The sequence below is a fragment of the Enterobacter sp. K510 genome, assembly GCF_055804875.1.
On the sequence record NZ_JBNRLQ010000001.1, the window covers coordinates 487,360 to 513,546 of the forward strand.

25 protein-coding genes and 1 other RNA gene are annotated in these 26,187 nt (G+C 55.9%); 16 read left to right on the plus strand and 10 right to left on the minus strand.

Translation table 11 applies throughout. The features are described 5' to 3' along the window. Positions 1-38: 38 nt before the first annotated feature. The 3 genes from ACQUTD_RS02220 (at position 39) to sstT (ending at position 3,723) form a co-directional block, all read left to right on the plus strand. Positions 39-1,040, plus strand: coding sequence for a Gfo/Idh/MocA family oxidoreductase (locus ACQUTD_RS02220; RefSeq protein WP_473274493.1), 1,002 nt, complete (start codon positions 39-41; stop codon positions 1,038-1,040). Positions 1,041-1,280: 240 nt separating this feature from the next. Beyond that, entirely contained in the window at positions 1,281-2,249 is a 969-nt protein-coding gene (locus tag ACQUTD_RS02225) for a TerC family protein (protein WP_072569645.1), read from the plus strand. Positions 2,250-2,478: 229 nt separating this feature from the next. Continuing rightward, a complete protein-coding gene (gene sstT / locus ACQUTD_RS02230; RefSeq protein ID WP_321988099.1) occupies positions 2,479-3,723 on the plus strand; it encodes a serine/threonine transporter SstT in 1,245 nt (414 codons plus the stop codon). 83 nt (positions 3,724-3,806) lie between these two features. Here the strand turns inward: sstT and ACQUTD_RS02235 are convergent, their stop codons facing one another. Together ACQUTD_RS02235 and uxaC are read right to left on the minus strand one after the other, a co-directional pair. Further along, entirely contained in the window at positions 3,807-5,294 is a 1,488-nt protein-coding gene (locus ACQUTD_RS02235) for a UxaA family hydrolase (RefSeq protein ID WP_318373810.1), read from the minus strand. Positions 5,295-5,311: 17 nt separating this feature from the next. Further along, positions 5,312-6,724, minus strand: coding sequence for a glucuronate isomerase (uxaC, locus tag ACQUTD_RS02240; protein ID WP_473274489.1), 1,413 nt, complete (start codon positions 6,722-6,724; stop codon positions 5,312-5,314). 468 nt (positions 6,725-7,192) lie between these two features. Between uxaC and ACQUTD_RS02245 the strand changes: the two genes are divergently transcribed. From ACQUTD_RS02245 to ACQUTD_RS02290, 10 genes are all read left to right on the plus strand, one after another. Beyond that, entirely contained in the window at positions 7,193-8,497 is a 1,305-nt protein-coding gene (locus ACQUTD_RS02245; RefSeq protein WP_072569641.1) for an MFS transporter, read from the plus strand. 131 nt (positions 8,498-8,628) lie between these two features. Beyond that, positions 8,629-9,405 (plus strand): transcriptional regulator ExuR, encoded by a 777-nt coding sequence (gene exuR, locus ACQUTD_RS02250; RefSeq protein WP_072569640.1) that lies wholly within the window; start codon positions 8,629-8,631, stop codon positions 9,403-9,405. Between the two features lie 249 nt (positions 9,406-9,654). Next, positions 9,655-10,317, plus strand: coding sequence for a DedA family general envelope maintenance protein YqjA (gene yqjA / locus ACQUTD_RS02255; protein WP_072569639.1), 663 nt, complete (start codon positions 9,655-9,657; stop codon positions 10,315-10,317). 4 nt (positions 10,318-10,321) lie between these two features. Further along, positions 10,322-10,705, plus strand: a complete 384-nt coding sequence (mzrA, locus tag ACQUTD_RS02260) for an EnvZ/OmpR regulon moderator MzrA (protein WP_072569638.1) — start codon at positions 10,322-10,324, stop codon at positions 10,703-10,705. A gap of 151 nt (positions 10,706-10,856) precedes the next feature. Next, a complete protein-coding gene (locus ACQUTD_RS02265; protein ID WP_318363404.1) occupies positions 10,857-11,225 on the plus strand; it encodes a DUF1090 domain-containing protein in 369 nt (122 codons plus the stop codon). A gap of 32 nt (positions 11,226-11,257) precedes the next feature. Further along, positions 11,258-11,563: an ElaB/YgaM/YqjD family protein gene (locus ACQUTD_RS02270; protein ID WP_072569636.1), complete on the plus strand. Its 306-nt coding sequence runs from the start codon at positions 11,258-11,260 to the stop codon at positions 11,561-11,563. Positions 11,564-11,565: 2 nt separating this feature from the next. Beyond that, positions 11,566-11,958, plus strand: a complete 393-nt coding sequence (locus ACQUTD_RS02275; protein WP_072569635.1) for a phage holin family protein — start codon at positions 11,566-11,568, stop codon at positions 11,956-11,958. A 1-nt stretch (position 11,959) separates the two neighbouring features. Continuing rightward, positions 11,960-12,256, plus strand: a complete 297-nt coding sequence (locus ACQUTD_RS02280; RefSeq protein WP_072570132.1) for a YqjK-like family protein — start codon at positions 11,960-11,962, stop codon at positions 12,254-12,256. 208 nt (positions 12,257-12,464) lie between these two features. Then, entirely contained in the window at positions 12,465-12,857 is a 393-nt protein-coding gene (locus tag ACQUTD_RS02285; RefSeq protein WP_318363403.1) for a DoxX family protein, read from the plus strand. 142 nt (positions 12,858-12,999) lie between these two features. Continuing rightward, the gene (locus ACQUTD_RS02290) at positions 13,000-14,001 is read left to right on the plus strand and encodes a glutathione S-transferase C-terminal domain-containing protein (protein WP_473274479.1); all 1,002 of its coding nucleotides are present in this window, start codon (positions 13,000-13,002) and stop codon (positions 13,999-14,001) included. Between the two features lie 23 nt (positions 14,002-14,024). Here ACQUTD_RS02290 and ACQUTD_RS02295 read toward each other — a convergent pair whose 3' ends face one another. From ACQUTD_RS02295 to ACQUTD_RS02305, 3 genes are read right to left on the minus strand one after another with little or no spacing between them, the layout of a single operon-like run. Beyond that, entirely contained in the window at positions 14,025-14,840 is an 816-nt protein-coding gene (locus ACQUTD_RS02295) for a TIM barrel protein (RefSeq protein WP_473274478.1), read from the minus strand. After that, on the minus strand, positions 14,837-16,123 hold the full coding sequence (locus ACQUTD_RS02300; protein ID WP_473274477.1) for an extracellular solute-binding protein: 1,287 nt from the start codon (positions 16,121-16,123) through the stop codon (positions 14,837-14,839). The genes ACQUTD_RS02295 and ACQUTD_RS02300 overlap by 4 nt, the downstream gene beginning before the upstream one ends. Positions 16,124-16,134: 11 nt before the next feature. Next, the gene (locus ACQUTD_RS02305; RefSeq protein WP_473274691.1) at positions 16,135-17,313 is read right to left on the minus strand and encodes an oligogalacturonate lyase family protein; all 1,179 of its coding nucleotides are present in this window, start codon (positions 17,311-17,313) and stop codon (positions 16,135-16,137) included. Between the two features lie 90 nt (positions 17,314-17,403). On the opposite strand from ACQUTD_RS02305, the gene ACQUTD_RS02310 reads away from it, so the two are divergent. Both ACQUTD_RS02310 and ACQUTD_RS02315 read left to right on the plus strand, forming a co-directional pair. After that, positions 17,404-19,044 carry a hypothetical protein gene (locus ACQUTD_RS02310; protein WP_473274476.1) on the plus strand — a complete coding sequence of 547 codons (1,641 nt, stop codon included), beginning with the start codon at positions 17,404-17,406 and terminating at the stop codon, positions 19,042-19,044. Positions 19,045-19,281: 237 nt separating this feature from the next. Continuing rightward, on the plus strand, positions 19,282-19,647 hold the full coding sequence (locus ACQUTD_RS02315) for a DUF805 domain-containing protein (protein ID WP_072569628.1): 366 nt from the start codon (positions 19,282-19,284) through the stop codon (positions 19,645-19,647). 31 nt (positions 19,648-19,678) lie between these two features. On the opposite strand, the gene ACQUTD_RS02320 is transcribed toward ACQUTD_RS02315, so the two are convergent. Beyond that, positions 19,679-20,575, minus strand: a complete 897-nt coding sequence (locus ACQUTD_RS02320) for a LysR family transcriptional regulator (RefSeq protein WP_318363398.1) — start codon at positions 20,573-20,575, stop codon at positions 19,679-19,681. 105 nt (positions 20,576-20,680) lie between these two features. On the opposite strand from ACQUTD_RS02320, the gene ACQUTD_RS02325 reads away from it, so the two are divergent. Next, complete coding sequence (locus tag ACQUTD_RS02325) at positions 20,681-21,382, plus strand: pirin family protein (RefSeq protein WP_072569626.1); 702 nt, start codon at positions 20,681-20,683, stop codon at positions 21,380-21,382. A 14-nt stretch (positions 21,383-21,396) separates the two neighbouring features. Here the strand turns inward: ACQUTD_RS02325 and ACQUTD_RS02330 are convergent, their stop codons facing one another. The 4 genes from ACQUTD_RS02330 to garK all read right to left on the minus strand — a co-directional run bounded on the left by ACQUTD_RS02330 (position 21,397) and on the right by garK (position 26,179). Further along, positions 21,397-22,704 (minus strand): L-serine ammonia-lyase, iron-sulfur-dependent, subunit alpha, encoded by a 1,308-nt coding sequence (locus ACQUTD_RS02330; protein ID WP_473274473.1) that lies wholly within the window; start codon positions 22,702-22,704, stop codon positions 21,397-21,399. A 16-nt stretch (positions 22,705-22,720) separates the two neighbouring features. Beyond that, positions 22,721-24,052 carry an SLC5/6 family protein gene (locus ACQUTD_RS02335; RefSeq protein ID WP_473274472.1) on the minus strand — a complete coding sequence of 444 codons (1,332 nt, stop codon included), beginning with the start codon at positions 24,050-24,052 and terminating at the stop codon, positions 22,721-22,723. A gap of 570 nt (positions 24,053-24,622) precedes the next feature. Then, an RNA gene (rnpB, locus tag ACQUTD_RS02340) (RNase P RNA component class A) lies at positions 24,623-25,001 on the minus strand. A 32-nt stretch (positions 25,002-25,033) separates the two neighbouring features. Further along, entirely contained in the window at positions 25,034-26,179 is a 1,146-nt protein-coding gene (gene garK / locus ACQUTD_RS02345; RefSeq protein WP_473274470.1) for a glycerate 2-kinase, read from the minus strand. Positions 26,180-26,187: the final 8 nt, after the last annotated feature.

Genomic DNA, 26,187 nt, shown 5'->3' on the forward strand with positions numbered 1-26,187 from the left:
TGGCGGATGGTCCCCTTTTACGGAGCACAACGCCGTTTATGATACGTTTCGCAGTCATTGGGACGAACTGGATCACCCGCCAGTTCGTCGATGCCGCCCATGAAACCGGCAAATATACCCTTACCGCCGTTTACTCCCGCAGCCTTGAACAGGCGCAGCATTTCGCCAGCGATTATCCGGTCGAACATCTGTTCACCTCCCTTGAGGCGCTGGCGCAAAGCCATGATATTGACGCGGTGTATATTGCCAGCCCGAACTCCCTGCACTTTTCGCAAAGCGAACTGTTCCTGCGCCATAAAAAGCATGTGATCTGCGAAAAGCCGCTGGCCTCCAATCTGCGTGAAGTGGAAGCCGCCATTGCCTGCGCGCGGGAAAATGGCGTGGTGCTGTTCGAAGCGTTTAAAACCGCCTCGCTGCCGAATTTCCTGCTGCTGCAACAGTCACTGCCGAAAGTGGGAAAGGTGCGCAAAGCCTTTATTAATTACTGCCAGTACTCTTCCCGCTATCAGCGCTATCTGGACGGCGAAAATCCGAACACCTTTAATCCGGCGTTTTCCAACGGCTCGATTATGGATATCGGCTTTTACTGCCTGGCCTCGGCGGTGGCGTTATGGGGCGAACCGCACAGCGTACAGGCCACGGCCAGTCTGCTGGACAGCGGCGTGGACGCGCACGGCGTGGTGGTGCTTAACTACGGCGATTTCAGCGTCACCCTGCAACATTCCAAAGTGAGTGAATCGGTGCTGGCGAGCGAGATCCAGGGCGAAGAAGGCTCGCTGGTCATTGAAAAAATCTCCGAATGCCAGAAAGTATCTTTTGTGCCGCGCGGCGGCAAGCCACAGGATCTCTCCCAACCGCAGCATATCAATACCATGCTGTATGAGGCAGAGCGCTTTGCCAGCCTGGTAGAAAACAATGAAGTGAACCATCCGGGCATCGCCATCAGCCGCATAACCGCGAACTTGCTGACGGAGATCCGCCGCCAGACCGGCGTGATTTTCCCGGCGGACAGCGAAGCCGCTGCCGATCCGGTGGCGTAAAGGTATGTAAAACAGATGTTACGTCCCATTGACGGAATGCGATCTCTGTCATATTTTGTTACTTGCAAAGGGGAGTAACTTCATTGCCGGTTGGTCGTCATTACGATGCGCAAGCATCCGGTCGCCGGGCATCCTTAAGGATGTAAGTGAGACCTTGCCGAAAGGCGAGGACCCGTGCATCTAAAATAAACGGCTATCGTCTTTCGACGTCAGCCGTTTTTTTTATGTAAGGAATTTCCTATGAATACTGTCGGCACACCGCTGCTCTGGGGCGGATTCGCAGTTGTCGTCGTGATCATGCTCGCCATCGACCTTCTGCTTCAGGGGCGTCGCGGCGCTCATACGATGTCCATGAAGCAGGCGGCCGTCTGGTCACTGGTCTGGGTATCACTCTCTTTGCTGTTTAACGCCGCCTTCTGGTGGTATCTCGCCAGCACCGAAGGCCGTGCCGTGGCCGATCCGCAGGCGCTCGCCTTCCTCACCGGTTACCTGATTGAGAAAGCGCTGGCCGTGGATAACGTCTTCGTCTGGCTGATGCTGTTCAGCTACTTCGCCGTGCCGCCTGCATTGCAACGTCGTGTATTGATCTACGGCGTGCTGGGGGCGATTGTGCTGCGTACCATCATGATTTTCGCCGGTAGCTGGCTGATCTCCCAGTTCGAATGGCTGCTGTACGTCTTCGGCGCGTTCCTGCTGTTCACCGGGGTGAAAATGGCGCTGGCGAAAGAAGACGAAGCGGGTATTGGCGACAAACCGCTGGTGCGCTGGCTGCGTGGTCATCTGCGCATGACGGACAAGATCGAAAGCGAGCACTTCTTTGTGCGTAAAAACGGTCTGCTGTACGCCACGCCGCTGCTGCTGGTGCTGATCCTGGTTGAGTTAAGCGACGTGATCTTCGCGGTCGACAGTATTCCGGCTATTTTCGCGGTGACCACCGATCCCTTTATCGTGCTGACCTCTAACCTGTTCGCGATCCTCGGTCTGCGCGCCATGTACTTCCTGCTGGCGGGCGTGGCGGAACGCTTCGCGCTGCTGAAGTACGGCCTGTCGGTGATCCTGGTGTTTATCGGTATCAAGATGCTGATCGTCGACTTCTACCATATCCCGATTGCCATCTCCCTTGGCGTGGTGGGCGGTATTCTGGCGATAACCCTGCTGCTTAACGCCTGGGTGAATCACCAGAACGACAAGAAAAAGCTTCAGGGATGACAGACAGAACCTTCTCCGGCAACGGAGAAGGTTTAATTGTTGGCCATGTCACAAATATGTTATCAGACAGTTAAAAAACACGACACTTACCACCAATCCAGCCTCTTGTTCTTTCCCGCCGCCTGCGAATGCGTATACTCCTCTTTGCAAACATTTGTTACATCCCGACATGAACATCCCTTAAGAGGATGTCCGGGATGGCACTACAACACCATCTAAGGAATTCCTCATGAGTACGCAACACTCCACAGGTGTGCTGCACCGTCTGGTGCATGGCAGTCTGGTAAAACAAATTCTCGTCGGGTTAGCGCTGGGCATTCTGCTCGCCTGGGTATCAAAACCAGCCGCGCTTGCTGCCGGTCTGCTGGGCACGCTGTTCGTCGGCGCGCTGAAAGCGGTGGCGCCGGTGCTGGTACTGATGCTGGTGATGGCATCCATCGCCAATCACCGCCACGGTCAGAAAACCAATATCCGTCCTATTCTGGTGCTCTATCTGGTGGGCACCTTTTCCGCTGCCTTAACCGCCGTGGTATTCAGCTTCCTGTTCCCGTCCACCCTGCAACTGGTGACCGGCGCGACGGACATCACGCCGCCCGCTGGCATTACGGAAGTGCTGCGTGGCCTGCTGATGAGCATGGTGTCTAACCCGGTACATGCGTTGCTGGAAGCCAACTATATCGGCATTCTGGTGTGGGCCATTGGTCTGGGCTTTGCGCTGCGTCACGGCAGCGACTCCACCAAAAGCCTGATTAACGATGTGTCGGACGCGGTGACCTTTATGGTGAAGCTGGTGATCCGCTTTGCGCCGATCGGTATTTTTGGCCTGGTGTCGGCGACGCTGGCGGAAACCGGTTTTGCCACCCTCTACGGCTATGCGCATCTGCTGCTGGTGCTGATTGGCTGTATGTTCCTGGTGGCGCTGGTGATCAACCCGCTGCTGGTGTTCTGGAAAATTCGCCGCAATCCTTTCCCGCTGGTGCTGCTGTGCCTGCGTGAAAGCGGCGTGACGGCGTTCTTTACCCGCAGCTCGGCGGCGAACATTCCGGTCAACATGGCGCTGGCGGAAAAACTGAATCTGGACCGCGATACCTACTCGGTTTCCATTCCGCTGGGGGCGACGGTCAATATGGCGGGCGCGGCGATCACCATTACCGTGCTGACCATGGCGGCGGTGCATACGCTGGGTATTCCGGTTGATTTGCCGACGGCGCTGCTGTTGAGCGTGGTGGCCTCGCTGTGTGCCTGTGGGGCATCGGGCGTGGCGGGTGGTTCGCTGCTGTTGATCCCGCTGGCGTGTAATATGTTCGGCATTCCGAACGATATTGCCATGCAGGTGGTGGCGGTGGGCTTTATCATCGGCGTGTTGCAGGATTCCTGCGAAACCGCGCTTAACTCATCCACCGACGTGCTGTTCACCGCGGCAGCATGCCAGGCGGAAGATGAACGCCTGGCGAAAAACGCATTGCGCAGTTAATGACGTGTTGCCCGGCGGCGCAAGCTTGCCGGGCCTGGGTTGATTTGTAGGTCGGGTAAGCGCAGCGCCACCCGACAACAGGTTTACAGCGTTACGCCGCTTTTAAAGATCGCCAGCTCGCGGAAATCGTTACGCTCGTTGCAGGTCTGCTTGCCACTGGCGATATCCGCAATCACATCCACGAATTCGTTCAGCAGCTCCGGCATCATTTTGCCGTGGATCAGCTGACCCGCGTCAAAATCGATCCAGTGCTTTTTCTTCGCCGCCAGCTCGCTGTTAGTGGCGATTTTCACCGTCGGCACAAAACCGCCGTACGGCGTACCGCGACCGGTGGAGAACAGCACCATATGGCAACCGGCACCGGCCAGCGCGCTGGTGGCGACGGCATCGTTACCCGGCGCGGAAAGCAGGTTCAGACCGTGCTTTTGCAGACGCTCGCCGTAACGCAGCACGTCCACCACCTGGCTGGCCCCCGCTTTCTGGGTACAGCCGAGGGATTTCTCTTCCAGCGTAGTGATGCCACCGGCTTTGTTGCCCGGCGACGGGTTCTCGTAAATCGGCTGGTTGTGAGCGATAAAATACTGTTTGAAATCGTTCACCATGGTGACGGTTTTTTCAAAGGTGGTTTCATCGACACAGTGGCTCATCAGGATCTGTTCCGCGCCAAACATCTCCGGCACTTCGGTCAGCACGGTGGTGCCGCCGTTACCGATGACGTAATCCGAGAAACGACCGAGCATCGGGTTAGCGGTGATGCCGGACAGGCCATCGGATCCGCCGCACTCCAGCCCAAACTTCAGCTCGCTTAGTTTTCCCGGCTCGCGTTTGTCGTGACGCATCGCTTCATATAACTGATGCAGATGTTCAAGGCCCGCTTCCACTTCGTCGTCCTGATGCTGACAGACCATAAAGTGAACGCGCTCCGGATCAAAGTCGCCCAGGGTTTCGCGGAAGGCGTCGACCTGGTTGTTTTCACAGCCGAGGCCAATCACCAGCACCGCGCCCGCATTCGGGTGGCGCACCATGTTTTGCAGCATGGTGCGGGTGTTGATGTGGTCATCCCCCAGCTGCGAGCAGCCGTAGGTGTGACTGAACAGGAACACGCCGTCGGTGCCTTCGGCATCGTTGGTTTCTTTCAGAAAGCGCGTCTGGATCTGACGGGCGATACCGTTCACGCAGCCGACGGTCGGCAGGATCCACAGTTCATTGCGGATGCCGACTTCGCCGTTGGCCCGGCGGTAGATCTCAACGTCGCGATCCGCACCCTGCGCGGCTTCAGCCTGAGGTTCAGGTTGATAGCTATACTCGTCCAGATCGCTCAGGTTGGTGCGGGCATTATGAGAGTGAATATATTCACCCTCAGCAATGTCTGCCGTGGCGTGACCAATAGGCAAACCGTATTTCACCACGTTTTCGCCCTGATGGATGGTGCGCAGGGCGAACTTATGCCCGCGTCCTACTGCCTGACGCAGCCGCACCGTCTGGTTATCTACGGTAACTTCTGCGCCTTCCGCCAGGTCAGCCAGTGCGACTGCGACGTTGTCCAGCGAATGGATCTTGATGTATTGCATATCAACCTCAAACGGCCTTAGTTCAGTTCAATCGCGAAGTAGTCACGCGCATTGTTAAAGCAGATATTTCTCACCATCTCGCCCAGCAACTGAATGTCGGCAGGGGCTTCGCCCGCTTCGACCCAGCGGCCAATCATCTGGCACAGAATGCGACGGAAATATTCATGACGGGTATAGGACAGGAAGCTACGGCTGTCGGTCAGCATACCGACGAAGCGGCTTAACAGGCCCAGCTGCGCCAGCTGTGTCATCTGACGTTCCATGCCGTCTTTCTGATCGTTAAACCACCAGCCTGAGCCGAACTGCATTTTGCCCGGCATGCCTTCCCCCTGGAAGTTACCGATCATGGTGCCCAGCACTTCGTTATCGCGCGGGTTCAGACAGTAAAGGATGGTTTTCGGCAACAGGTTTTCTTCGTTCTGTTTGCTGAGCAGCTTCGACAGCTCTTCCGCCATCGGACGGTCGTTGATGGAGTCAAAGCCCACATCCGGCCCCAGCAGTTTGAACTGGCGCAGGTTGTTATTACGCAGCGCGCCAATGTGGTACTGCTGGACCCATTCACGACGAGCATATTCCGCGCCGAGGAACACCAGCACGGCGGTTTTGAACTGCGCCACTTCATGCTCGCTCAGGGTTTCGCCTGCCAGACGACGCGCAAGGATGCTGTCCAGCTCGGCCTCGTTCGCTTCCGCAAACAGCACCACGTCCAGGGCGTGGTCGGAGACTTTACAACCGTGCGCAGCAAAGTGATCCAGACGTTTGGTCAGGGCAGTTTGCAGATCGCTGAAACGGCGGATCTCGGTATCGGAGACTTCACCCAGTTTCGCCATGTAATCGTTAAAGGTCGCCTGTTCAATATTGAAGGCTTTATCCGGACGCCAGCTCGGCAGCACTTTAATGCTGAAGGAAGTGTCTTTCGCGACGGTGGCGTGATGCTCCAGCGAGTCAATCGGATCGTCGGTGGTGCCGACCATTTTCACATTCATCTGCTGCATGATACCGCGGGCAGAGAACGCCTCCTGCGCCAGCAGTTCGTTACCCTGATGCCAGATCTCGTCAGCGGTGGACGGCGACAGCAGTTTGCCGGTGATACCGAACGGGCGACGCAGTTCAAGGTGAGTCCAGTGGTACAGTGGGTTGCCGATGGTATGCGGAACAGTGGCCGCCCAGGCATCAAACTTTTCGCGGTCAGAGGCATCGCCGGTACACAGGCGCTCCGGCACGCCGTTGGTACGCATGGCGCGCCATTTGTAGTGGTCGCCTTTCAGCCAGATGTCATACAGGTTTTTAAAGCGGTAGTTTTCTGCGATCTGCTGCGGCGGTAAATGGCAGTGGTAATCGAAAATCGGCTCATCTTTTGCGTAATCGTGATACAGACGGCGGGCAAATTCGGTATCTAACAGGAAATCTTCGGTCATAAACGGAGTCATTATCGTCTTCCTCTAAAAAGAGCGTAGATGTATGCCTTAATGCTGACAAAGTTATCACACCAATTTCTACAGACCGAAGATATTTTCGTGAGTTAGATCAATAAATGCTGACAAATAAACTACCCCGATTGGGGTAAACATCCCCGCAGGCCGCGCCAGCTCTGGCTTCGCTGACCGAAAATAAAGACCACACAAAGAAACGCACTTTTGTGATGTCACTCACCTTTTAAAGTTGTATGACAAGTTATCTTTCTGCCGTCGCAAAACATAGACCGACGGAATGTATTACAGGTGAGTTACTCACCCGGATTAACGGTACGGATACCGAATTTCGCACGAATGACAATGGCAAGGTTTGGACCGTACCGGGAATCAGTCCCGATTTCGCTCCCCCCGTTACATAACATCCCCCGACCTGGTCGGGAGGTGAACCGCCAGAGGCGGAAATAACATAACGATGAGGTTTACATGCGTAAAATTAAAGGGTTACGTTGGTACATGATAGCGCTGGTGACGCTCGGTACCGTACTGGGTTACTTGACGCGTAATACCATCGCTGCGGCGGCACCAACGCTGATGGAAGAACTGCATATTTCCACGCAACAATATTCCTACATTATTGCGGCCTACTCCGCGGCTTACACCATCATGCAGCCGGTGGCGGGTTATGTGCTGGATATTCTCGGCACCAAAGTTGGCTACGCGGTCTTCGCCGTGACCTGGGCCATCTTCTGCGGCGCAACAGCGCTGGCGGGAAGCTGGGGTGGACTGGCGCTGGCGCGTGGCGCAGTGGGTGCCGCTGAAGCCGCGATGATCCCGGCGGGTCTGAAAGCCGCCTCCGAGTGGTTCCCGGCCAAAGAGCGTTCTATCGCCGTCGGCTACTTCAACGTCGGTTCCTCTATTGGCGCGATGATTGCCCCGCCGCTGGTGGTCTGGGCCATCGTGATGCACAGCTGGCAGCTGGCGTTCATTATCTCCGGCGTCCTGAGCTTTGCCTGGGCTATGGCCTGGCTGATTTTCTACAAACATCCGCGCGATCAGAAAAAACTGACCGAAGAAGAACGTAGCTACATCATTGGCGGTCAGGAAGCGCAGCACCAGACCAACAACGGCAAAAAAATGTCCGTATGGCAGATTCTGGGCACCCGTCAGTTCTGGGGCATCGCCCTGCCGCGTTTCCTCGCAGAACCGGCCTGGGGTACCTTTAACGCCTGGATCCCGCTGTTCATGTTCAAAGTCTACGGCTTTAACCTGAAAGAAATCGCGATGTTTGCCTGGATGCCGATGCTGTTTGCTGACCTGGGTTGTATCGTCGGGGGTTACCTGCCGCCGCTGTTCCAGCGCTGGTTTGGCGTGAACCTGATCGTGTCCCGTAAAATGGTGGTGACCATGGGTGCGGTACTGATGATTGGCCCTGGCATGATCGGCCTGTTCACCAGCCCGTATGTGGCAATCGGCCTGCTGTGCATCGGTGGTTTTGCTCACCAGTCCCTGTCCGGCGCGCTGATCACCCTCTCTTCTGACGTGTTCGGTCGTAACGAAGTGGCAACCGCAAACGGTCTGACCGGCATGGCGGCCTGGACGGCAAGCACCATGTTTGCGCTGGTAGTAGGTGCGCTGGCGGATACCATCGGCTTCAGCCCGCTGTTCGCGGTACTGGCAGTGTTCGACATCATGGGCGCTGTGGTGATCTGGACGGTGCTGAAAAGTAAATCGGCCGCGGAGCTGGAAGCGGAAAAAGCCGCCTATGGCGGACCCGCGACACAAAGTTAAAACGCGCTGTTAAACCATTTGCATACGAGCCGCCCCGTTGTCCGGGGCGGCTTTTTACTTTTCTGCGGTGGTGAGAATGGCGTAAAAGTGGTATAACAAATCTAATCTGACTTATCCTGCCTGGAGTGTATATGGAAATCACTGACACGCGTCGTTTGTATCAGCAGCTCGCTGCTGAGCTGAAAAGCCGTATTGAAAACGGCGTGTATCTCGTTGGTGATAAACTGCCTGCCGAGCGCTTCATTGCGGATGAAAAAAACGTCAGCCGTACCGTGGTGCGTGAAGCCATCATCATGCTGGAAGTGGAAGGCTACGTTGAAGTGCGTAAAGGCTCCGGGATCCACGTGATGTCGAACCAGCCTAAATACCAGCAGGTGCCGGACGAAACGCTTGAGTTCGCCAACTACGGCCCGTTTGAACTGCTACAGGCCCGCCAGCTGATTGAAAGCAATATTGCCGAGTTCGCCGCCACCCAGGTGACGAAACAGGACATTATGAAGCTGATGGAAATCCAGGATCGGGCGCGCCAGGAGAAATGCTTCCGCGATTCCGAATGGGATTTGCAGTTCCACGTTCAGGTAGCCCTTGCCACGCAGAATACGGCGCTCGCGGCGATTGTCGAAAAGATGTGGACGCAGCGTATTCATAACCCGTACTGGAAAAAGCTGCACGATCATATCGATTTACGTACCGTGGATAACTGGTGCGACGATCATGACCAGATCCTTAAAGCCCTGATCCGTAAAGACCCGCATGCCGCCAAGCTGGCGATGTGGCAGCATCTGGAAAACACTAAACAGATGCTGTTTAACGAAACCAGCGATGATTTCGAATTCAACGCTGACCGCTATCTTTTTGCAGATAATCCTGTGGTTCACCTTGATGCTGCCGCGAACGCGGTAAAATAAATTTTTATCCTCCACAGCAGGCGCTCCTGCGCTTGCTGCGCTCCCCGCAGTAACAAAAGGTATAGAGTGTCAGCCTTTGTAAATACTCTGGTCTCCCCCCTACGCCACAAGCAAAATCAATTCTTACATTTCATAAATTTTGAGACGCAGAACTCCGGCATTTGTTACAATTAGATGCAATTTGCCCGCACGTATAGGTGCACAGGATCCGATCTGGCGTGACGTTAACCGATGTACCAGGAATAACGAATGGAACTATTTACTCAGCTACTTAATGCATTGTGGAGTCAGGATTTCGAGACGCTGGCGAATCCTTCCATGATCGGCATGCTTTATTTCGTCCTGTTTATGATTTTGTTCCTGGAAAATGGCCTGCTGCCCGCCGCCTTTCTGCCCGGCGACAGCCTGTTAGTGCTGGTGGGCGTACTGATCGCCAAAGGCGCGATGAGCTATCCGCTCACCATAGCGCTGCTGACTACCGCCGCCAGCCTCGGCTGCTGGCTGAGCTACATCCAGGGCCGCTGGCTGGGTAATACCCGCATTGTGCAGAACTGGCTGTCGCATCTGCCCGCGCATTATCACCAGCGCGCGCACCATATGTTCCACAAACACGGCCTGTCTGCGCTGCTGTTAGGGCGATTTATTGCATTTGTTCGCACACTGTTACCAACTATTGCCGGGATCTCTGGTCTGAACAATGCGCGCTTCCAGTTTTTCAACTGGATGAGCGGTCTGCTCTGGGTGGTGATCCTGACGACCCTGGGCTATCTTCTTGGTAAGACGCCGGTTTTCCTCAAATATGAGGATGCGCTGATGTCCTGCCTGATGTTGCTGCCGGTCGTACTGCTGGTGTTTGGACTCATCGGTACGCTGGTGGTGTTATGGAAGAAAAAATATGGAAAGCAGGAATAACCGGATGCTTATTCAACGCACGTCGATGAAGCGCGTTGCTTTAATGGTGGCAGCAGTCATGCTGTTCACGATCTTTTTCTTTGCCTGGGCGACGCTGCAACAGCGTGAGTCAACGCTGGCTATTCGCCCGGCCAGCCAGAGCGTCAGCGTGCCTGACGGCTTTTCTATCTGGCATCATCTGGATGCTAACGGCATTCGCTTTAACAGCATTACCCCGCAGAATGACACGCTGTTAATTAAGTTTGATTCCAGCGCGCAGAGCGCTGCCGCCAAAGTGGTGCTCGATCGCACCCTGCCCCATGGCTATATCATCGCGCAACAGGATGACGATGATAAAGCCGCGGTATGGCTTTCCCGACTGCGCGATACGCCACATCGGCTGGGTTGAAAACTTCAATTATTCCGAAACTTCGCCCGCATTTTGGTTTTCTCCCCGTTCGTTACTATGCTTAGTACACGGGCACCCATCTTACTCTTTTAATCAACTGGATTTCGGCGCCTCATGTTGAGGCCCGTAGCAACAATGGAAGGTTTCAAGAATGAAATACCGCACCGCACTGGCGTTAGCCCTTTTTTCACTGAGTGCCGCTTCACAGGCTGCTTCCCTTTGTCAGGAAAAGGAGCAGGATATTCAAAAGGAAATCCGTTACGCCGAGAAGCACAATAATCAGAGCCGTATCGACGGCCTGAATAAAGCACTTAGCGAAGTCAGAGCCAATTGCACGGACAGCAAATTGCGCGCCGATCATCAGGAGAAGATCGCCGATCAGAAAGAAGAGATTGCCGAACGCGAGCAGGATCTTCAGGAAGCGAAGCAAAAAGGCGATGCGGATAAGGTGTCCAAAAGAGAACATAAGCTGAAAGAGGCTCAGGAAGAACTGAAAGCGCTTGAGGCTCGGGATTATTAAAGGAAGTTAACACTCACTCACTGGAGAGAACTATGTCAAAAGATACCAATACGGAACATCTGCGCGCTGAGTTGAAATCCCTGACGGACACCCTGGAAGAAGTGCTGAATAGCTCCGGGTCAAAATCGAAAGAAGAGCTGAGTAAACTGCGTAGCAAGGCTGAACGTGCGCTGCATGAAAGCCGTTACCGTCTGGGCGAGACCAGTGACATTATCGCTAAACAGACACGTGAAGCGGCCGGTAAGGCTGAAGATTATGTACGTGAGAATCCATGGACTGGCGTTGGCATCGGTGCTGCGATTGGCGTAGTGCTGGGCGTCCTGATTTCGCGTCGTTGATTATGGATAGTTCACGTCACACAAACGGGCCCGGTAAAAGCGTTCTGGGCATCGGGCAGCGCATTGTGACCATCATCGTTGAGATGGTGGAAACGCGTCTGCGGCTGGCAGTGGTTGAGCTGGAAGAAGAGAAAGCGAATCTCTTCCAGCTTCTCCTGATGGTAGGTCTGACCATGCTGTTCGCCGCTTTCGGACTGATGAGTCTGATGGTGCTGATCATCTGGGCCATTGACCCGCAATACCGTCTGAACGTCATGATTGGCACGACGGCGGTACTGCTGATTGGCGCATTGATTGGTGCTATATGGACCCTGCGTAAAGCGCGCCGGTCCACCCTGCTGCGTCATACCCGTCAGGAGCTGTCCAACGATCGTTCGTTGCTGGAGGATGATTGAGATGAGCAGTCAGATTGATCGCCAAAGGCGTAAGGCCGTGCTGCTGAGCCAGATCCAGCAGCAACGTCTGGATCTCGCCGCCAGCCGTCGCGACTGGGAAGAGAGAACCGTATCTTACGATCGCGGATGGAATACGCTGTTAAGCCTGCGCTCATGGGCGCTGGTGGGCAGTAGCCTGCTGGCTATTCGCACCATCCGCAATCCTAATATGCTGGTACGCTGGGGGAAGCGCGGTTTTGCTGCGTGGAGCGCCTGGCGCCTGGTGCAAACGACGTTACGCCAGCAACACCTGCGTTAACCTGTCCCCTGCCCGGCGGATCGCCGTCGGGTATATTTCTCCCGCCTGTTATTACTCAGAATATTTGATAAAGATTGACAGTTTTCCTTGCTAACAATCTCTTATCGCTACGCCTATTATCCTCTCCATCAACGGCAAACGTGCGCCAGACGCCGTAACTGCCTGAACAATCACACTTGCATACCGCATGAGATTTCTGGAGAGTAAAATGAAAAAATTAGAAGATGTTGGTTTCCTGGTAGCGCGTATTCTGATGCCAATCCTGTTTATCTATGCGGGCTGGGGAAAAATTAACGGGTATGCAGGTACACAACAGTACATGGAAGCGATGGGCGTGCCGGGCTTTTTCCTGCCGCTGACCATTCTGCTTGAGTTCGGCGGCGGTCTGGCGATCCTGTTTGGTTTCCTGACCCGTACCACCGCGCTGTTCACCGCAGGCTTTACCCTGCTGACCGCTTTCATTTTCCACAATAACTTTGCGGAAGGGGTGAACGCGCTGATGTTCATGAAAAACCTGTCCATCGCTGGCGGCTTCCTGCTGCTGGGCATCACCGGGCCGGGCGCATTCAGCATCGACCGTGTGCTGAATAAAAAGTGGTAAGGCTTCTATACTAAACTGCTGACGTAGTATGCAGGCCAGCGCAAGCGTAGCGCCGCCGGGCATCGACAACCTTTGCCAGGTGGCGCTTCGCTCACCTGGCCTGTGATTTTTTGCGCATCTGCCCAACCTGAAGGAGAACGTGATGGGACAACTAATTGACGGTGTCTGGCATGACACCTGGTACGACACTAAATCCACAGGCGGCAGCTTTAAGCGTTCAGTCTCAGCTTTCCGCAACTGGCTGACCGCCGATGGCGCGCCAGGCCCGAGCGGTGAAGGCGGATTCGCCGCCGAAAAAGGCCGTTATCACCTCTATGTTTCCCTCGCCTGTCCGTGGGCGCACCGCACGCTGATCATGCGTAAATTAAAAGGCCTGGAGCCGTTTATTGATGTCTCGGTGGTCAATCCGCTGATGCTGGAAAACGGCTGGACCTTTGACGACAATTTCCCGGCGGCGACCGGCGACACCCTCTATCAGCACGACTTCCTCTACCAGCTCTATCTGCATGCCGATCCGCACTACAGCGGTCGCGTCACCGTGCCGGTGCTGTGGGATAAAAAGAACCAGACCATCGTCAGTAATGAATCGGCGGAAATCATCCGCATGTTCAATACCGCGTTCGATGCGCAGGGCGCCCGCGCGGGGGATTACTACCCGACGGAGTTGCAGTCGCAGATTGATGAGCTGAACGGCTGGATCTATGACACTGTGAACAACGGCGTCTACAAAGCGGGCTTCGCCACCAGCCAGGCCGCTTACGACGAGGCGGTCACCGCGCTGTTTGATTCGCTGTCGCGCCTGGAGCAGATCCTCGGCCAGCACCGCTATCTCACCGGCGATCGTCTGACTGAAGCCGATATCCGTCTGTGGACCACGCTGATCCGCTTCGATCCGGTCTACGTCACGCATTTCAAATGCGATAAGCACCGCATCAGCGATTACCTGAATCTGCACGGCTTCCTGCGTGATATCTGGCAGATGCCGGGTATTGCAGAAACGGTGGATCTTGCGCACATCCGCACCCACTACTATTGCAGCCACAAGACCATTAACCCGACCGGTATTATTTCCATCGGCCCATGGCAGGATCTTGATGAGCCGCACGGTCGCGACGCCCGTTTCGGCAACCGCGACACCGAATAACCTGACCCGCGCGGCGGTGGCGTTTACAGACGCCGCAGCCGCGCCACCAGTTCACCTGCCTCATCGATTACGGTTTGCGCTGACGGCCTGCATAAGCACTCCAGCGATACCGCCCCCTGATAGCCCGCCAGTCTGAGCGCGGTGTAGACCTCCTCCAGCGGTAAATGTCCGTACCCCGGAAATCCCCGGTTCGAATCCGCCAGATGCACATGGCGCAGACGCGGGCCGAGCGTGGCGATGGCCTGCGCATAATCCGCGTCTTCAATACTGGCGTGGAACAGATCCCAGAGCACGCCGACGTTTTCCGGCGCATCACTGAACGCCAGGTAATCCATCATCTCCTGCGCGCTGTGCAACTGACAGACTTCATAGCGGTTGAGCGCCTCCAGGATCAGCACCACGCCGTTGCGCCGCGCGTACTCGACGCAGGGAAACAGCGCCGCCGCCAGCTCGCTCATATACTGCCCTTTATCCAGCGGCAGTTCCGTGGCGCGCAACGATCCAATGGTGACGTGGCTGCCAAGCTGCGCGGCGGCGTCAATATGTTGAAAGAGTCGCGCCTGGGTACGGCGCACCACGCTTTTATCAGCCGACAGCAACGTCAGCCCGTCACGTTTACGCGCCTGGCCGGTGGCGATGGTGGTACAGCCAAGACCCGCGAGATCTAACGCCTGGCGGATGGCCGCCACCTCCACGCCCTCGTAATCATTGATGCACAGCTCGGCGGCATCAAAGCCGCTGGCCGACAGCCAGGCCAGCCCGTGACCAAATTGCGCGGCCGGAAAGGGCGAAAAAGGCGTGTCGTACTGACAGGCCAGGGTGGCGCTGAAGGCGATCATTTTTTGACGGCCCGCTGTAAAATGCGCCCGGCTTTTTTGGCAAACTGCGACGCCGCCTGTTCAACCGTCAGGTTGCCCTGGTCAATGTTCTGAATGGTGTCATGCCAGAGCGCCACCAGCTGCGGGTTATCAAAGTAAGGCGAAGTCGGGATCTTATGCGGCAGCGCCAGCGACGACTTGATCCCCGTAACAGTAATATTGTCATCCTTTAACACGCCGCTCGATGACAGCTGCGCCACGGCCTTTTTGCTCAGCGGCGTACCGCGCTCCAGCCCCATCGCCGCCACGCCTGCCGGATCGTTCATCAGGAAGTCGATCAGCTTCGCCGCCTGCTGCGGATGTTTACTGGTTTTCGCCACGCTGAACATCATGGTCGGTTTCAGGAACAGCCCCGCGTCCTTAGCGCCTGGCAGCATAAAGAACGGCCCCAGCTCCAGCTTGTTATAAGGCGCGGCGAGGTTGTTCTCGTACATCACCGCATTGGTGTTCCACATGTAGATCCCGCCCCATTGCCCCTGGATCCAGGGCTTCATTTCCCAGGTGTTGGACTTACCGTATGACGACAGCACGCGGGTCGACGGGAAGACGTGGCTGTCCACCAGATCTTTATAGACCTGGAAAAACTCCACCCACTGCTGCGGGGTGTAATTAAATTTCCCGGCTTTTTCGTCGATGGCGGCGATATTATGTTTTTGTACCATCCATGACTGCACCAGGGTGATCGACTCCATATAGTCGAGCACCAGCGGATATTTATTTTCGTCCTTCGCTTTAAAGGCTTTCCCGGCGGCTTTTAATTCATCCCAGCTTTGCGGATAGGCGACGCCCATTTCCTGCCACAATTTCTGGTTGTAATAAAAACTGCGCGCGGTCATCGCCACCGGAATACCGTTCAGCTTGTTATTCACCATGACGCTTTGCAGCGACTGCGAATCATACTGGCTGAGATCGATGCTCTCTTTCAGCTTCAGCAGGTCGTAAAAACCGTCGCCGTCTTTGGAGAACAGCGGCAGCCAGTTCCAGTTGGTCTGAATGACATCCGGTTCATTTCCCCCAGCCATCTGCACCGTCAGACGCGAGAGATACCCTTCCCAGCCTGCATATTCCGCTTTCACCTGAATATCCGGGTTTTGCTTTTCAAACAGCTCAATAGCTTTCAGCGTCGCCTGATGACGGCTGTTGCCGCCCCACCAGGAGATACGAATTTCCGCAGGCTGGGCCACCGCCGCACAGGCGCAGACCAGCAACAACGATGCCGTGACGGGCAAGAGTTTCTTTAACATAGCGCGCTCTCTCAGGAATGAATGCTGCGTAATACGTGGTCTGGAATATCCGCCAGATACAGCGCCGGCAGGCCGTCTTTATCGGAGCTGAACAACACCTGTTTTTCATCCGGCGTGAACGACGGATGCGGATGCGTCACCTGCCGATCGCCGTCCAGCACGCGCCATGACGAGCTGTGGCGCGCCACTTTGTGCGTCTGCTTGCGGGCAATATCGAACAGGTAAAGATAGGGATCGGTGGCATCGCCATAGCCCGCGTTATCGGCAATATCAATGGGTTTACCGGAGCCGTCGCCCACCACCAGCGTGCCGCTGTCGTTGCTCATCACGTGCGAGCACGGCGGCATGGCGATCAGCTTTTCATCTTCACCACTGTCGCCATTTACCCGGCACAGCCAGCGCACCGGGCTGTCCTTGACGTAGGTGACGTACATCAGCGCCGAGCCGTCAGGCACCCAGAATTCATGGGTATAGCTCTCCCCCGGCGCAGGCTCTTTGGCTTTGCGGATGTGGCTGCCGTCATCGTTCATCAGCCACATGCGGGCATCCACCTGATCCAGCGGCCCTTCGTGGCAGAAAGCCACCGTGTTGTCGTCGAAAGGACGGTAAATGGGGTGCCCGAGCCACTGATTTTCTTCCAGCAGGGTTTCCCGCTCGCCATTCTCCAGCGAGATGCGGATCACCCGACAGCGCGGCTGCTCGGCATAAAACTCTTGGAAGACGGTCCAGTCGCTGATGGGTCGCCAGCTGTCGCGATGAATCTCCACGCCCACCAGTTTGTTGCAGTCGGAATTCGCCACCCAGGTGCCGTAACCCACCCACTCATCCGGTACGCGATACACCACGCTTTCTTCCTGCGTCGCCAGCGTCACGCGCATCAGATTGCGCTCGTCCTTCACGTAATAAAGATATTGCTCATCCGGTGAGAGAAAACCGCCAAAGGTATTATCCCCCGGCCCTTCGGTAAGCTGTTTTGCTTCGCCGCTGGCGATGTCGAGTAAATAATAATTGCGCGTGCCGCTGAACTCGCCGGCGAAAATTAACTGGCGTCCCTCATCCAGGAAACACTTTTGATAGAAGTAGTTACGATGACAAATAATATCCGGCGGCGTCAGGCGAATAACCCGCGCGCCGGTATCCTCATCGGTATATTCATAATAATGAAGCTGAACCCTATCCCCTTTCGCCATCATTTTTCTCCGTTAGTGATAAATAACTGTCGATCGTCCGGGCGCTTGCCCGTATGGTGAGTGAACAGCTTCCCCAGGAAACAGGTCATAATGTCCGCTGCACCCTTGTTATTGCTGGAAGTCAACACGCCGAAAATATGGGACTGGCACTATTTCCAGCACATTGCCGCCATCCTGAAGGCGCACCATTTCAATGGCCTTATCATTCATCAGCAGTCGCTGATCGCCGACCTTGCCGCGCCCTCGCCCGGCTGCCGTCCCGGCGACATTCGCCATTTGATCCATCGCCGCGACCATGCGCTTTTGTATCTGCAAAAGGTCAGTCGCTACTGCGATGAGCACAATCTGCAACTCTGGTTACAGGGGGAAGCCACCCCCGATTGCAGCGAACAGAAAGCGAAATTCCCGGAGTTTTTTCTCACGGAATCGCGCGGCGATGACGCCAGCTTTACCGACTGGCTGTTCGGCCATGCCATTCCGGAACTGCTCCGGCTGCTGCCGTCGGTACGCGGATTACGGCTCTCACTTTCCACCCCGGACATGAGCAACGAAGCGTGGAAAGGCGTATTAAACCTGCTGTACCAGTCAGTGCGCCGTCAGGGTCGCCAGCTGGTGCTGCGCGATTACCGGGACAAAACCTGGCCGCGGCATATGTTAAAAACCGCGCTGGAGGCGCTGCCTGGCGATGTGCGCGCCTCGGTCAAAGCCACCGAGCTGGATTACCGTCCCGGCTTTGCCAACAACCCCAACCTGACCACCCTGACGGGTTTCACCAAATGGCTGGAGTTTGATATGTGGGGCATCGAATACGGCTGGACGCTGCTGCCCTGCTATTTACTGGAGGAGTTTCACCAGCGTTTACAGTGGTTCAGCGGTCAGGAGGGCGCGATGCCCGAAGCCGTTACCCTGCGCCTTAACTGGGAGTGGATCCCCGATCTGGAGCTGACCGACTCCCTTAATGAAATCAATCTCTACGGCCTTGCCCGGCAGGTGCGCGAGCCGGACAGCACGCCCGCAGCCCTTCTGCGCGCCTGGCTGCAAACTCATGCGGTAGCGCCCCTGCCGCTGCATCTTGAGACGCTGTTCAGCAACCTGCTGAGCGCCAGCTACGAATGGAGCTGCAAAACCCCGACGCTGCTCGGCCGCGTGCTGCAATCCCACAGCCAGCCGCCCGCTACCTTCCAGCAGGCATTGCACCTGCTGCATCTGGATACCCGCAGCGCAAACTGGGCGCAGGCGTTTCAGCCGCTGATGCCCGCCGACGATCCCGAACTGGGTCAGCAACAGTTTCAGCTTATTGAACTGGAACGGCAGCAGACGCTGTTCCTCGCCGGTCATATGCAGACCCTCGCCCAGCAGTTGCAGAGCGATAACCATCTCAGCCCGGCATTCACTCGCCGCCTCACCGACACCACCACCCGCGCCCTGTGGTATACCCGCGCTTACAGCGCCGTAACGCGGGCCATCGTGCTGCGGATCTGGATACGCAAATATGGCGCGCAGTCCGGTATGGCCCAGCAGTTCACCGACGCGCTACAGGCTTTGCGCAGCATCAGCCGTGAGCTGGACGTCTGGTTTAGCGGCGAAGGTGAGAAGCATCCTTACCTCTTTCGCAACCTGCTCAGTCCGGCGCGGCTTAATGAACTGGCCCGCAGTCTTGAACAGGAAGCGCCGGATGACGTCAGCATGGCGGCGCGCGCCCTGGCTGTAAATCAGCGCGGCAGCGAATGAATTCGTGAAAACCGACTCCGGCGATTAAAAAGCGAGCAGCCTCACAGAACGGGATCATTTCAGGTGAGGAGGATCACAACAGGCGCAACGCGTTTTGTGATCCTCCCCGGAATGTCAGCATAAAAATGATCGCTTCGATTAATTCAGACGCATGATATTTACCGGCGAAATATTGATGGCTATTATTAATATGATTGCTGATAAAACAGTGAATTAACCACAGATTGAGGCGCTAACATGGACTGGTATTTAAAAGTTCTCAGGAACTACATTGGGTTTCGCGGGCGTGCGCGCCGCAAAGAGTACTGGATGTTTATTCTGGTCAACATCGTGCTGACCGCGGTGCTGGGGATTGTGGATAATATCCTGGGGTTTCAGCGGGGCAGCGGCGAAGGCGTGCTGACCACAATTTATGGTGTGCTGATTTTTCTGCCGTGGTGGGCGGTGCAGTTCCGTCGTCTGCATGATACTGACCGCTCGGCGTGGTGGTTGTTATTGCTGCTGATCCCGGTGATCGGCTGGCTGGTGATCATCGCCTTTAACTGCCAGAGCGGTACGCCAGGCGAAAACCGTTTTGGACCGGATCCAAAACAGGTCCCCTGATCCTGCTGGCTCCTCCGGGCGGAGGAGTCGCTTATTTATTGACAAACAGCTTCGGGATCTCACGCAGGCACCAGGCTTTCGCTTCTCCCATACTGTCGCGCCGCCAGGCCATGATAATGTCCACTTCGGCGGAATATTCCGGGCTGACGACGCGCAGACGTCCCTCGGCGATGTCTTTCTCCACCAGCGGGTAAGGCATGGTCGCCACGCCCAGCCCGGCCAGCAGCGCCTGGCGCTTATCTTCAATAGAACTTACCGTCAGACGCGGCTGTTTATCCAGCAGCTGTACGGTGAGCACCGGGCGTTCCCGCGCCGTATCCGCCACCGCCACGCCGCGGTATTTCACGCGCGTTACTTCCGAGAGCGGTTCAGGTTCATCGTGAATAGGATGATCCGGTGCCGCCACGTACACATTCATGATCTTATACAGCTTGCGGGAGTTAATTTCCGACGAGGAACGAAAATGCATATCCGGCCCGATGACGATGTCCGCCCGGCCCTGCTCCAGACGCTCCCATGCCCCGGCGAGCACTTCGGTGATCACCGACAGCTGGGTATTGGCTTTGGTCGCCAGCTTTTCCACCAGCGGGAAGAATGACGGCGTCGGCACCAGCGCTTCGGTCACCAGCGTCAGATGGGTTTCCCAGCCGCGCGCCAGCGCTTCCGCATCGGTGGTCAGCTTATCTGCCGCTTCCAGCAACACACGCCCGCGCTCCAGCAGCATACGGCCCACGTTGGTAAATTTTGTACGGTGGCCGGAGCGGTCGAACAGCACCACATCCAGTTCTTCTTCCAGCTTTTGCATGGTGTAGCTGAGCGCCGAAGGAACACGGCCCAGTTCATCTGCCGCCGCCGCGAAACTACCGCGCCGATCGATCGCATCCATTACCCGTAATGCTTCGAGGGTTAACGCTCTTTCTTTAGCCATGTCGTTTTCATTCAGGAAATTTGAATATACCGGGCAGAATATCTGGCTAACAATGCAGCGTCCATACCTTTACCATTGTTAAAGTGTAAAGAGAGGGCAAACATTATGATCACGACAAGAACAGCCAAACAGTGCGGAAAGGCCGACTTCGGATGGTTGCAGGCCCGCTACACCTTCTCCTTTGGCCATTATTTTGACCCGAACCTGCTGGGCTATGCCTCGTTGCGGGTGCTGAACCAGGAAGTGCTGGCGCCGGGCGCGTCATTCCAGCCGCGTACCTATCCAAAAGTGGATATTTTAAATCTCATTCTGGAAGGCGAAGCCGAGTACCGCGACAGTGAAGGTCATCATGTCCAGGCGAAGGCAGGCGATGCGCTGCTGATCGCCACGCAGCCGGGCATCAGCTACAGCGAACATAACCTGAGCAAAGATAAATCCCTGACGCGTATGCAGCTATGGCTGGACGCCAGCCCCGAGCGGGAAAATTCGCTGGTGCAGAAAATTTCGCTGGCAGACCATGCGCAGCAACTGCTGGCCTCGCCTGACGGCAGCCAGGGCAGCCTGCAACTGCGTCAGCAGGCGTGGGTTCATCATATCGAACTGGAAAAAGGCGAAGAGCTGAGTTTCCATCTCCACGGCCCGCGCGCCTATTTGCAGTCGATCCATGGCAGCGTGCACGCCGTGACGCACCAGACCGGGCAACAGGCCCTGACCTGCGGCGACGGGGCCTTTATCCGTGATGAGCCGAATATTACCCTCGTCGCCGATACGCCGCTGCGTGCTTTATTGATTGATTTACCGATGTAAACGAGCGGCAAGATTTATGACGCTTTACTGGCCATTATTTCAATAATTTGCCGGTCGGTGTACTGCATCGACTGGCAGGCCAGGGCACACAAGTTGGAGATGGACTGTTCCACATTGTGCGCCACAATCCCTTCATTACCGGTGACCGTCGTGTCATCCAGCGCCATCATTACTGCTTTCCAGGCTGATGAAACGCTGGTAGAAACTTTCATGGCGCAGCTGTTAGAGGCGCCGTCGCAAATGATACCGCTGATATCGCCGATCATACTATTGATCGCCATAGCAATGACGTCATATCGCCCGTCAATCAACCAGGCTATGCCCGCCGCTGCCCCCATGGCGGCAGTAGTGGCGGCACATAATGCCGACAGCCGTGGCAACTGATGATGAATATAGATCGCGCTTAAATGCGATAGCATCAGCGCCCGTGCCAGCCGCTCTTCACTCACCTCAAAATGCTCCGCGACAACGACTACCGGCAGAGTGGCGGTAATGCCCTGATTACCCGATCCGGAATTGCTCATAGCAGGCAGACTCGCCCCGCCCATGCGCGCATCAGATGCCGCGCTGGTACGGATCAAAATGGCAGTGAGGAGATCGTCTGCCAGCAGACCGCGCATTTGCTGCTTCTGAAGGGTCGCGCCAATGTGTAGCCCCCATTTGCTGCGCAATCCCTCCTTCGAAAGTGCATCATTGAGTTGCACCGCCTGCAGGATAAAACGGATACACGCCAAAGGCACCTGCTCGGCAAAGGCCAGGATTTCCTTAAGCGAGGTACGGGAAAGCACATCCAATGCGGTGTCAGCGCATTCCGCATCCGGCGCATTATTTTCAAACAATACCACGTTCGCCGTTTCGACACGCACAATACGAGTATGATCGCCGGCGATAGTTACGCAGGCCCATTGTTCATCGGCAAACACACAGGCGCGCACCCAGAGAATATCGTCGCAGGGGGTTTGTAATCTGACCTTTACTCGTCCGGCGTCCAACATTTTTTTTGCTGATAACACCGCCTGCGGGGAGATGTTTTTTAGCACTTCCAGACCGGCTGTTGCATCACCCGCCAGCGCACCAAGGGCGGCGGCAATCGGCAGACCTACCATTCCGGTACCCGGCACGGTAACACCCATGCCGTTTTTCATCAGGTTGGGTGACACCTGGACCTCAATACGATCCACCGTTTCCGTCAGTTGCGTTGCCGCAACCGCACAGGCCAGCGCCACTGAGACCGGTTCGGTACAACCGAGCGCCGGTTTCACCTCCTTTTGCACAATGTCGATAAAACCAGCCCATAACGAATTCACTTTAGTTGTAGTCATAACAACAGCCTTTCTGTCAGGAAAATGCGAGGAACGGTGAAATGCAAAGCAACAGGCCGGTCACAATAATGATGTACAGCGATGCGCCTTTGTATTTGTGTAATGCGGGGACTTTGTAAACCAGCCACGCCGGGATGAGGCAGCCCACCATGCCGAAAATAGGGCTACACACTGAGGTGAAGCTCAGTACCGGCGCGTTGAGCACAATGGCACTCCAGGCCAGCAGCACGGCGAACACCATAATGCTTCCCTGTACATACTTCTCATTGAACGTGTGGCCCGGAAATTTGCGGCGCAGCAGATTCATGGCGATGCCCTGGGTTGCTTCACGAAAGCCAAGATAGACGCCAAAAAAGGCGGTCATCACGGCAAAGATATTGAGGATCACGCTGACGATTTTTACCCAGCCAGCCCCCTCACCGCTGATGAACTGCGCGGCGATGGCCAGCGCCGAGATATTTTGCTCATAGGCTTTGACGGCTTCGTCGTGTCCCATCGCCAGCGTAAAAGATACGGCATAGAAAAAGACGGTGACAAACAACACAGCAAACGCGATGTTCATTGCCCGTAGCGCTTTATAGCGCGCCACTTCCACTGACGTTTCCCGGGAACGGTAGGAGATCACCATCGGGCTGAGGGTCTGAATAAACAAAATGGAGGTCAGGGTAAAGGGCAGTGTGATAATCGCGTTTTTGATCAACAATCCCGCAGGTGGTAACGCCCCGATGTTATATAAATGCCACATGCCGATCATTGATAACCCCAGCGCCGCTACCACGAATAATTTCGTGAGCACCATCAGACTGGAGATTTTGAACAGCAGTTTTTCGCCGCGTGAGGAGATCGCAACCAGCACGCAAATTAATCCCAGCCCATAGAAAGGATTGTCGGATAACAGCCCGTCGGTAATACCAAAGGTATGCAGATAGGATGCGCTGTCGTTGGTGATCGCCGTGGAGTAGACAAACATCCAGATCACCAGCATCACGAAATAGAGCGCCCCTAACAGGATGCCCCAATTTTTTCCCAGATAACCACTGATGACGCTCGGATAATCTTTACATTCTGGCGAAGCGGCCAGGGTATTAATAAATAAGCGCTGAAAAAGGTACATGGCCGGGTAGCCAATAATTGAGGAAAGCAGAAAAACCCACAGTCCCATCAGTCCGACCTGGACGGGTAAAAAGACAATTCCTGCGCCAATTGCCATGCCGATGCTCATAATGATCCAACCGGTATCGCTGCTGTCAAACTTGATGGCTGCACGCCATTCGTTTTCGGTCATGCCCGCTTCACGGGCTGCCGGTGATGCTTCCATGTTTCCGCCGGTCTGAGTTGCCGTTTCCATAATCTTCTCGCTGTGTAGGTAGAGGTTTTTATTTTTTTGCGATGTGCGGTGCAGGCGATTTATTGGAATATCAGGATCATACGCCAGCAGTCGGAGAAAAATTTGGCATTTAGCAGGCAGCAGAAAGCGAGCCGGGAAAAAAATTTCTACGTTCTGGCAACGAACGCAGAAATTATTCTGTCAGTCGTGAAGGTAAATCAGGCGGGATAATTCGGCGCGCCCGGCGGCGCAGGCTTGCCGGGCCTACAGGGGCACAACACCAGTAGGCCGGGTAAGCGCAGCGCCACCCGGCAAAATCAAAACGCAAACCGCAGATAGCAAAAACCCCGCCGGAGCGGGGTTCTGTAAGAAGTTGAAGCTGACCGGTAAGCCGGGTTCTTTCATAGAAAGCGGAGTGGACAGTCATTCATCTTATTTAGCGCAGAAAGCAAAAACCCCGCCGGAGTGGGGTTCTGTAAAAAGTTGAAGCTGACCGGTAAGCCGCGTTCTTTCATAGAAAGCGGAGTGGACAGTCATTCATCTCATTTAGCGCAGAAAGCAAAAACCCCGCCGGAGCGGGGTTTTGTAAAAAGTTGAAGCTGACCGGTAAGCCGGGTTCTGTCGTGGACAGTCATTCATCTAGGCCAGCAATCGCTCACTGGCTCAAGCAGCCTACCCGGGTTCAGTACGGGCCGTACCTTGTGAACCCCTATTTGGCCTTGCTCCGGGTGGAGTTTACCGTGCCACGGACTGTTACCAGCCGCGCGGTGCGCTCTTACCGCACCCTTTCACCCTTACCTGATCCCGCTTGCGCGGGCCATCGGCGGTTTGCTCTCTGTTGCACTGGTCGTGGGTTTCCCCCCCAGGCGTTACCTGGCACCCTGCCCTATGGAGCCCGGACTTTCCTCCCCTCCGCCCGTCTCCCCCCGAGAGGGGACGACGACGAAGCGGCGACTGTCTGGTCAGCTTCGGCGCGAAGTATAGAGGGTTTGCGCCGCGATGTCACCCTTCGCTCAACATCCCGACCTGCAAGGTTGCGGCAATATTGCGCGAAGCGCGATAAATATTGTCGAACGCGCCGCGAAACGCCTCTTCCAGCGTGCAGACCGTGGTTAATAGGCTGAACACGGCATCAATGCCGTGATCGTGTACCACGCCCACATCGGCGGTCAGACTCCCGGCGATACCGATCACCGGCTTATGGTATTTTTTGGCCACCGAGGCAATGCCCGCCGGTACTTTGCCATGAATGGTCTGGCTGTCGATGCGGCCTTCGCCGGTCACCACCAGCGTACAATCGTGAATATGTTCTTCGAGGTTCAGCGCGTCGGTCACAATTTCAATGCCGCTGCGCAACTCGGCGTTGAGAAACGCCATCAGCGCCGCCCCCATACCGCCCGCCGCGCCTGCGCCCGGTACGTTTTTCACATCCACATGCAGGGATTTTTTAATGACGTCCGCGTAGTGAGCGAGGTTTTTGTCCAGCTCAATAATGCACGCCTCGCTCGCTCCTTTTTGCGGGCCGAAGATACGCGACGCGCCCTGGTCGCCGAGCAGCGGGTTAGTGACGTCACAGGCCACACGGAGCGTGCACCGGGCAAGGCGTGGATCCAGCCCCGTAATATCGATCGAATTCAGGCTCATCAGGCTGCCGCCGCCGTTGGCGATCTCCGTACCATTGGCATCGCACAGTTTTGCGCCAAGCGCCTGCACCATGCCTGCGCCGCCGTCGTTGGTGGCGCTGCCGCCGATACCGATAATGATATGGCGCGCGCCCTGTTCCAGCGCGTGCAGAATAAGCTCGCCGGTACCGCGCGAGGTGGTGATCAGCGGATTGCGTAACGCGGACGGCACCAGCGCCAGGCCGCTGGCCGCCGCCATTTCGATAAAGGCGGTCTGCCCGTCGCCGGAGATGCCCCAGCGTGCGTCAACCACCTCCCCCAGCGGGCCGGTGACCGGGGCGACGAACGCCGTGCCCCCGGTGGCGGCAATCATGGCTTCTACCGTGCCTTCGCCGCCGTCAGCGACCGGGACACAGACATACTCGGCCGCGGGAAAAATTTCCCGAAAGCCTTTTTCTATTGCCTGCGCCACTTCTGAAGCGGACAGGCTTTCTTTATATGAATCAGGAGCGATGACGATTTTCATATCTGTAG

Excerpts from the sequence above, each read along its gene's own strand:
- ACQUTD_RS02220 (WP_473274493.1), top strand. The coding sequence starts at position 39 with ATGATACGTTTCGCAGTCATTGGGACGAACTGGATCACCCGCCAGTTC.
- ACQUTD_RS02225 (WP_072569645.1), top strand. The coding sequence starts at position 1,281 with ATGAATACTGTCGGCACACCGCTGCTCTGGGGCGGATTCGCAGTTGTC.
- sstT (WP_321988099.1), top strand. The coding sequence starts at position 2,479 with ATGAGTACGCAACACTCCACAGGTGTGCTGCACCGTCTGGTGCATGGC.
- ACQUTD_RS02235 (WP_318373810.1), bottom strand. The coding sequence starts at position 5,294 with ATGCAATACATCAAGATCCATTCGCTGGACAACGTCGCAGTCGCACTG.
- uxaC (WP_473274489.1), bottom strand. The coding sequence starts at position 6,724 with ATGACTCCGTTTATGACCGAAGATTTCCTGTTAGATACCGAATTTGCC.
- ACQUTD_RS02245 (WP_072569641.1), top strand. The coding sequence starts at position 7,193 with ATGCGTAAAATTAAAGGGTTACGTTGGTACATGATAGCGCTGGTGACG.
- exuR (WP_072569640.1), top strand. The coding sequence starts at position 8,629 with ATGGAAATCACTGACACGCGTCGTTTGTATCAGCAGCTCGCTGCTGAG.
- yqjA (WP_072569639.1), top strand. The coding sequence starts at position 9,655 with ATGGAACTATTTACTCAGCTACTTAATGCATTGTGGAGTCAGGATTTC.
- mzrA (WP_072569638.1), top strand. The coding sequence starts at position 10,322 with ATGCTTATTCAACGCACGTCGATGAAGCGCGTTGCTTTAATGGTGGCA.
- ACQUTD_RS02265 (WP_318363404.1), top strand. The coding sequence starts at position 10,857 with ATGAAATACCGCACCGCACTGGCGTTAGCCCTTTTTTCACTGAGTGCC.
- ACQUTD_RS02270 (WP_072569636.1), top strand. The coding sequence starts at position 11,258 with ATGTCAAAAGATACCAATACGGAACATCTGCGCGCTGAGTTGAAATCC.
- ACQUTD_RS02275 (WP_072569635.1), top strand. The coding sequence starts at position 11,566 with ATGGATAGTTCACGTCACACAAACGGGCCCGGTAAAAGCGTTCTGGGC.
- ACQUTD_RS02280 (WP_072570132.1), top strand. The coding sequence starts at position 11,960 with ATGAGCAGTCAGATTGATCGCCAAAGGCGTAAGGCCGTGCTGCTGAGC.
- ACQUTD_RS02285 (WP_318363403.1), top strand. The coding sequence starts at position 12,465 with ATGAAAAAATTAGAAGATGTTGGTTTCCTGGTAGCGCGTATTCTGATG.
- ACQUTD_RS02290 (WP_473274479.1), top strand. The coding sequence starts at position 13,000 with ATGGGACAACTAATTGACGGTGTCTGGCATGACACCTGGTACGACACT.
- ACQUTD_RS02295 (WP_473274478.1), bottom strand. The coding sequence starts at position 14,840 with ATGATCGCCTTCAGCGCCACCCTGGCCTGTCAGTACGACACGCCTTTT.
- ACQUTD_RS02300 (WP_473274477.1), bottom strand. The coding sequence starts at position 16,123 with ATGTTAAAGAAACTCTTGCCCGTCACGGCATCGTTGTTGCTGGTCTGC.
- ACQUTD_RS02305 (WP_473274691.1), bottom strand. The coding sequence starts at position 17,313 with ATGGCGAAAGGGGATAGGGTTCAGCTTCATTATTATGAATATACCGAT.
- ACQUTD_RS02310 (WP_473274476.1), top strand. The coding sequence starts at position 17,404 with ATGTCCGCTGCACCCTTGTTATTGCTGGAAGTCAACACGCCGAAAATA.
- ACQUTD_RS02315 (WP_072569628.1), top strand. The coding sequence starts at position 19,282 with ATGGACTGGTATTTAAAAGTTCTCAGGAACTACATTGGGTTTCGCGGG.
- ACQUTD_RS02320 (WP_318363398.1), bottom strand. The coding sequence starts at position 20,575 with ATGGCTAAAGAAAGAGCGTTAACCCTCGAAGCATTACGGGTAATGGAT.
- ACQUTD_RS02325 (WP_072569626.1), top strand. The coding sequence starts at position 20,681 with ATGATCACGACAAGAACAGCCAAACAGTGCGGAAAGGCCGACTTCGGA.
- ACQUTD_RS02330 (WP_473274473.1), bottom strand. The coding sequence starts at position 22,704 with ATGACTACAACTAAAGTGAATTCGTTATGGGCTGGTTTTATCGACATT.
- ACQUTD_RS02335 (WP_473274472.1), bottom strand. The coding sequence starts at position 24,052 with ATGGAAACGGCAACTCAGACCGGCGGAAACATGGAAGCATCACCGGCA.
- garK (WP_473274470.1), bottom strand. The coding sequence starts at position 26,179 with ATGAAAATCGTCATCGCTCCTGATTCATATAAAGAAAGCCTGTCCGCT.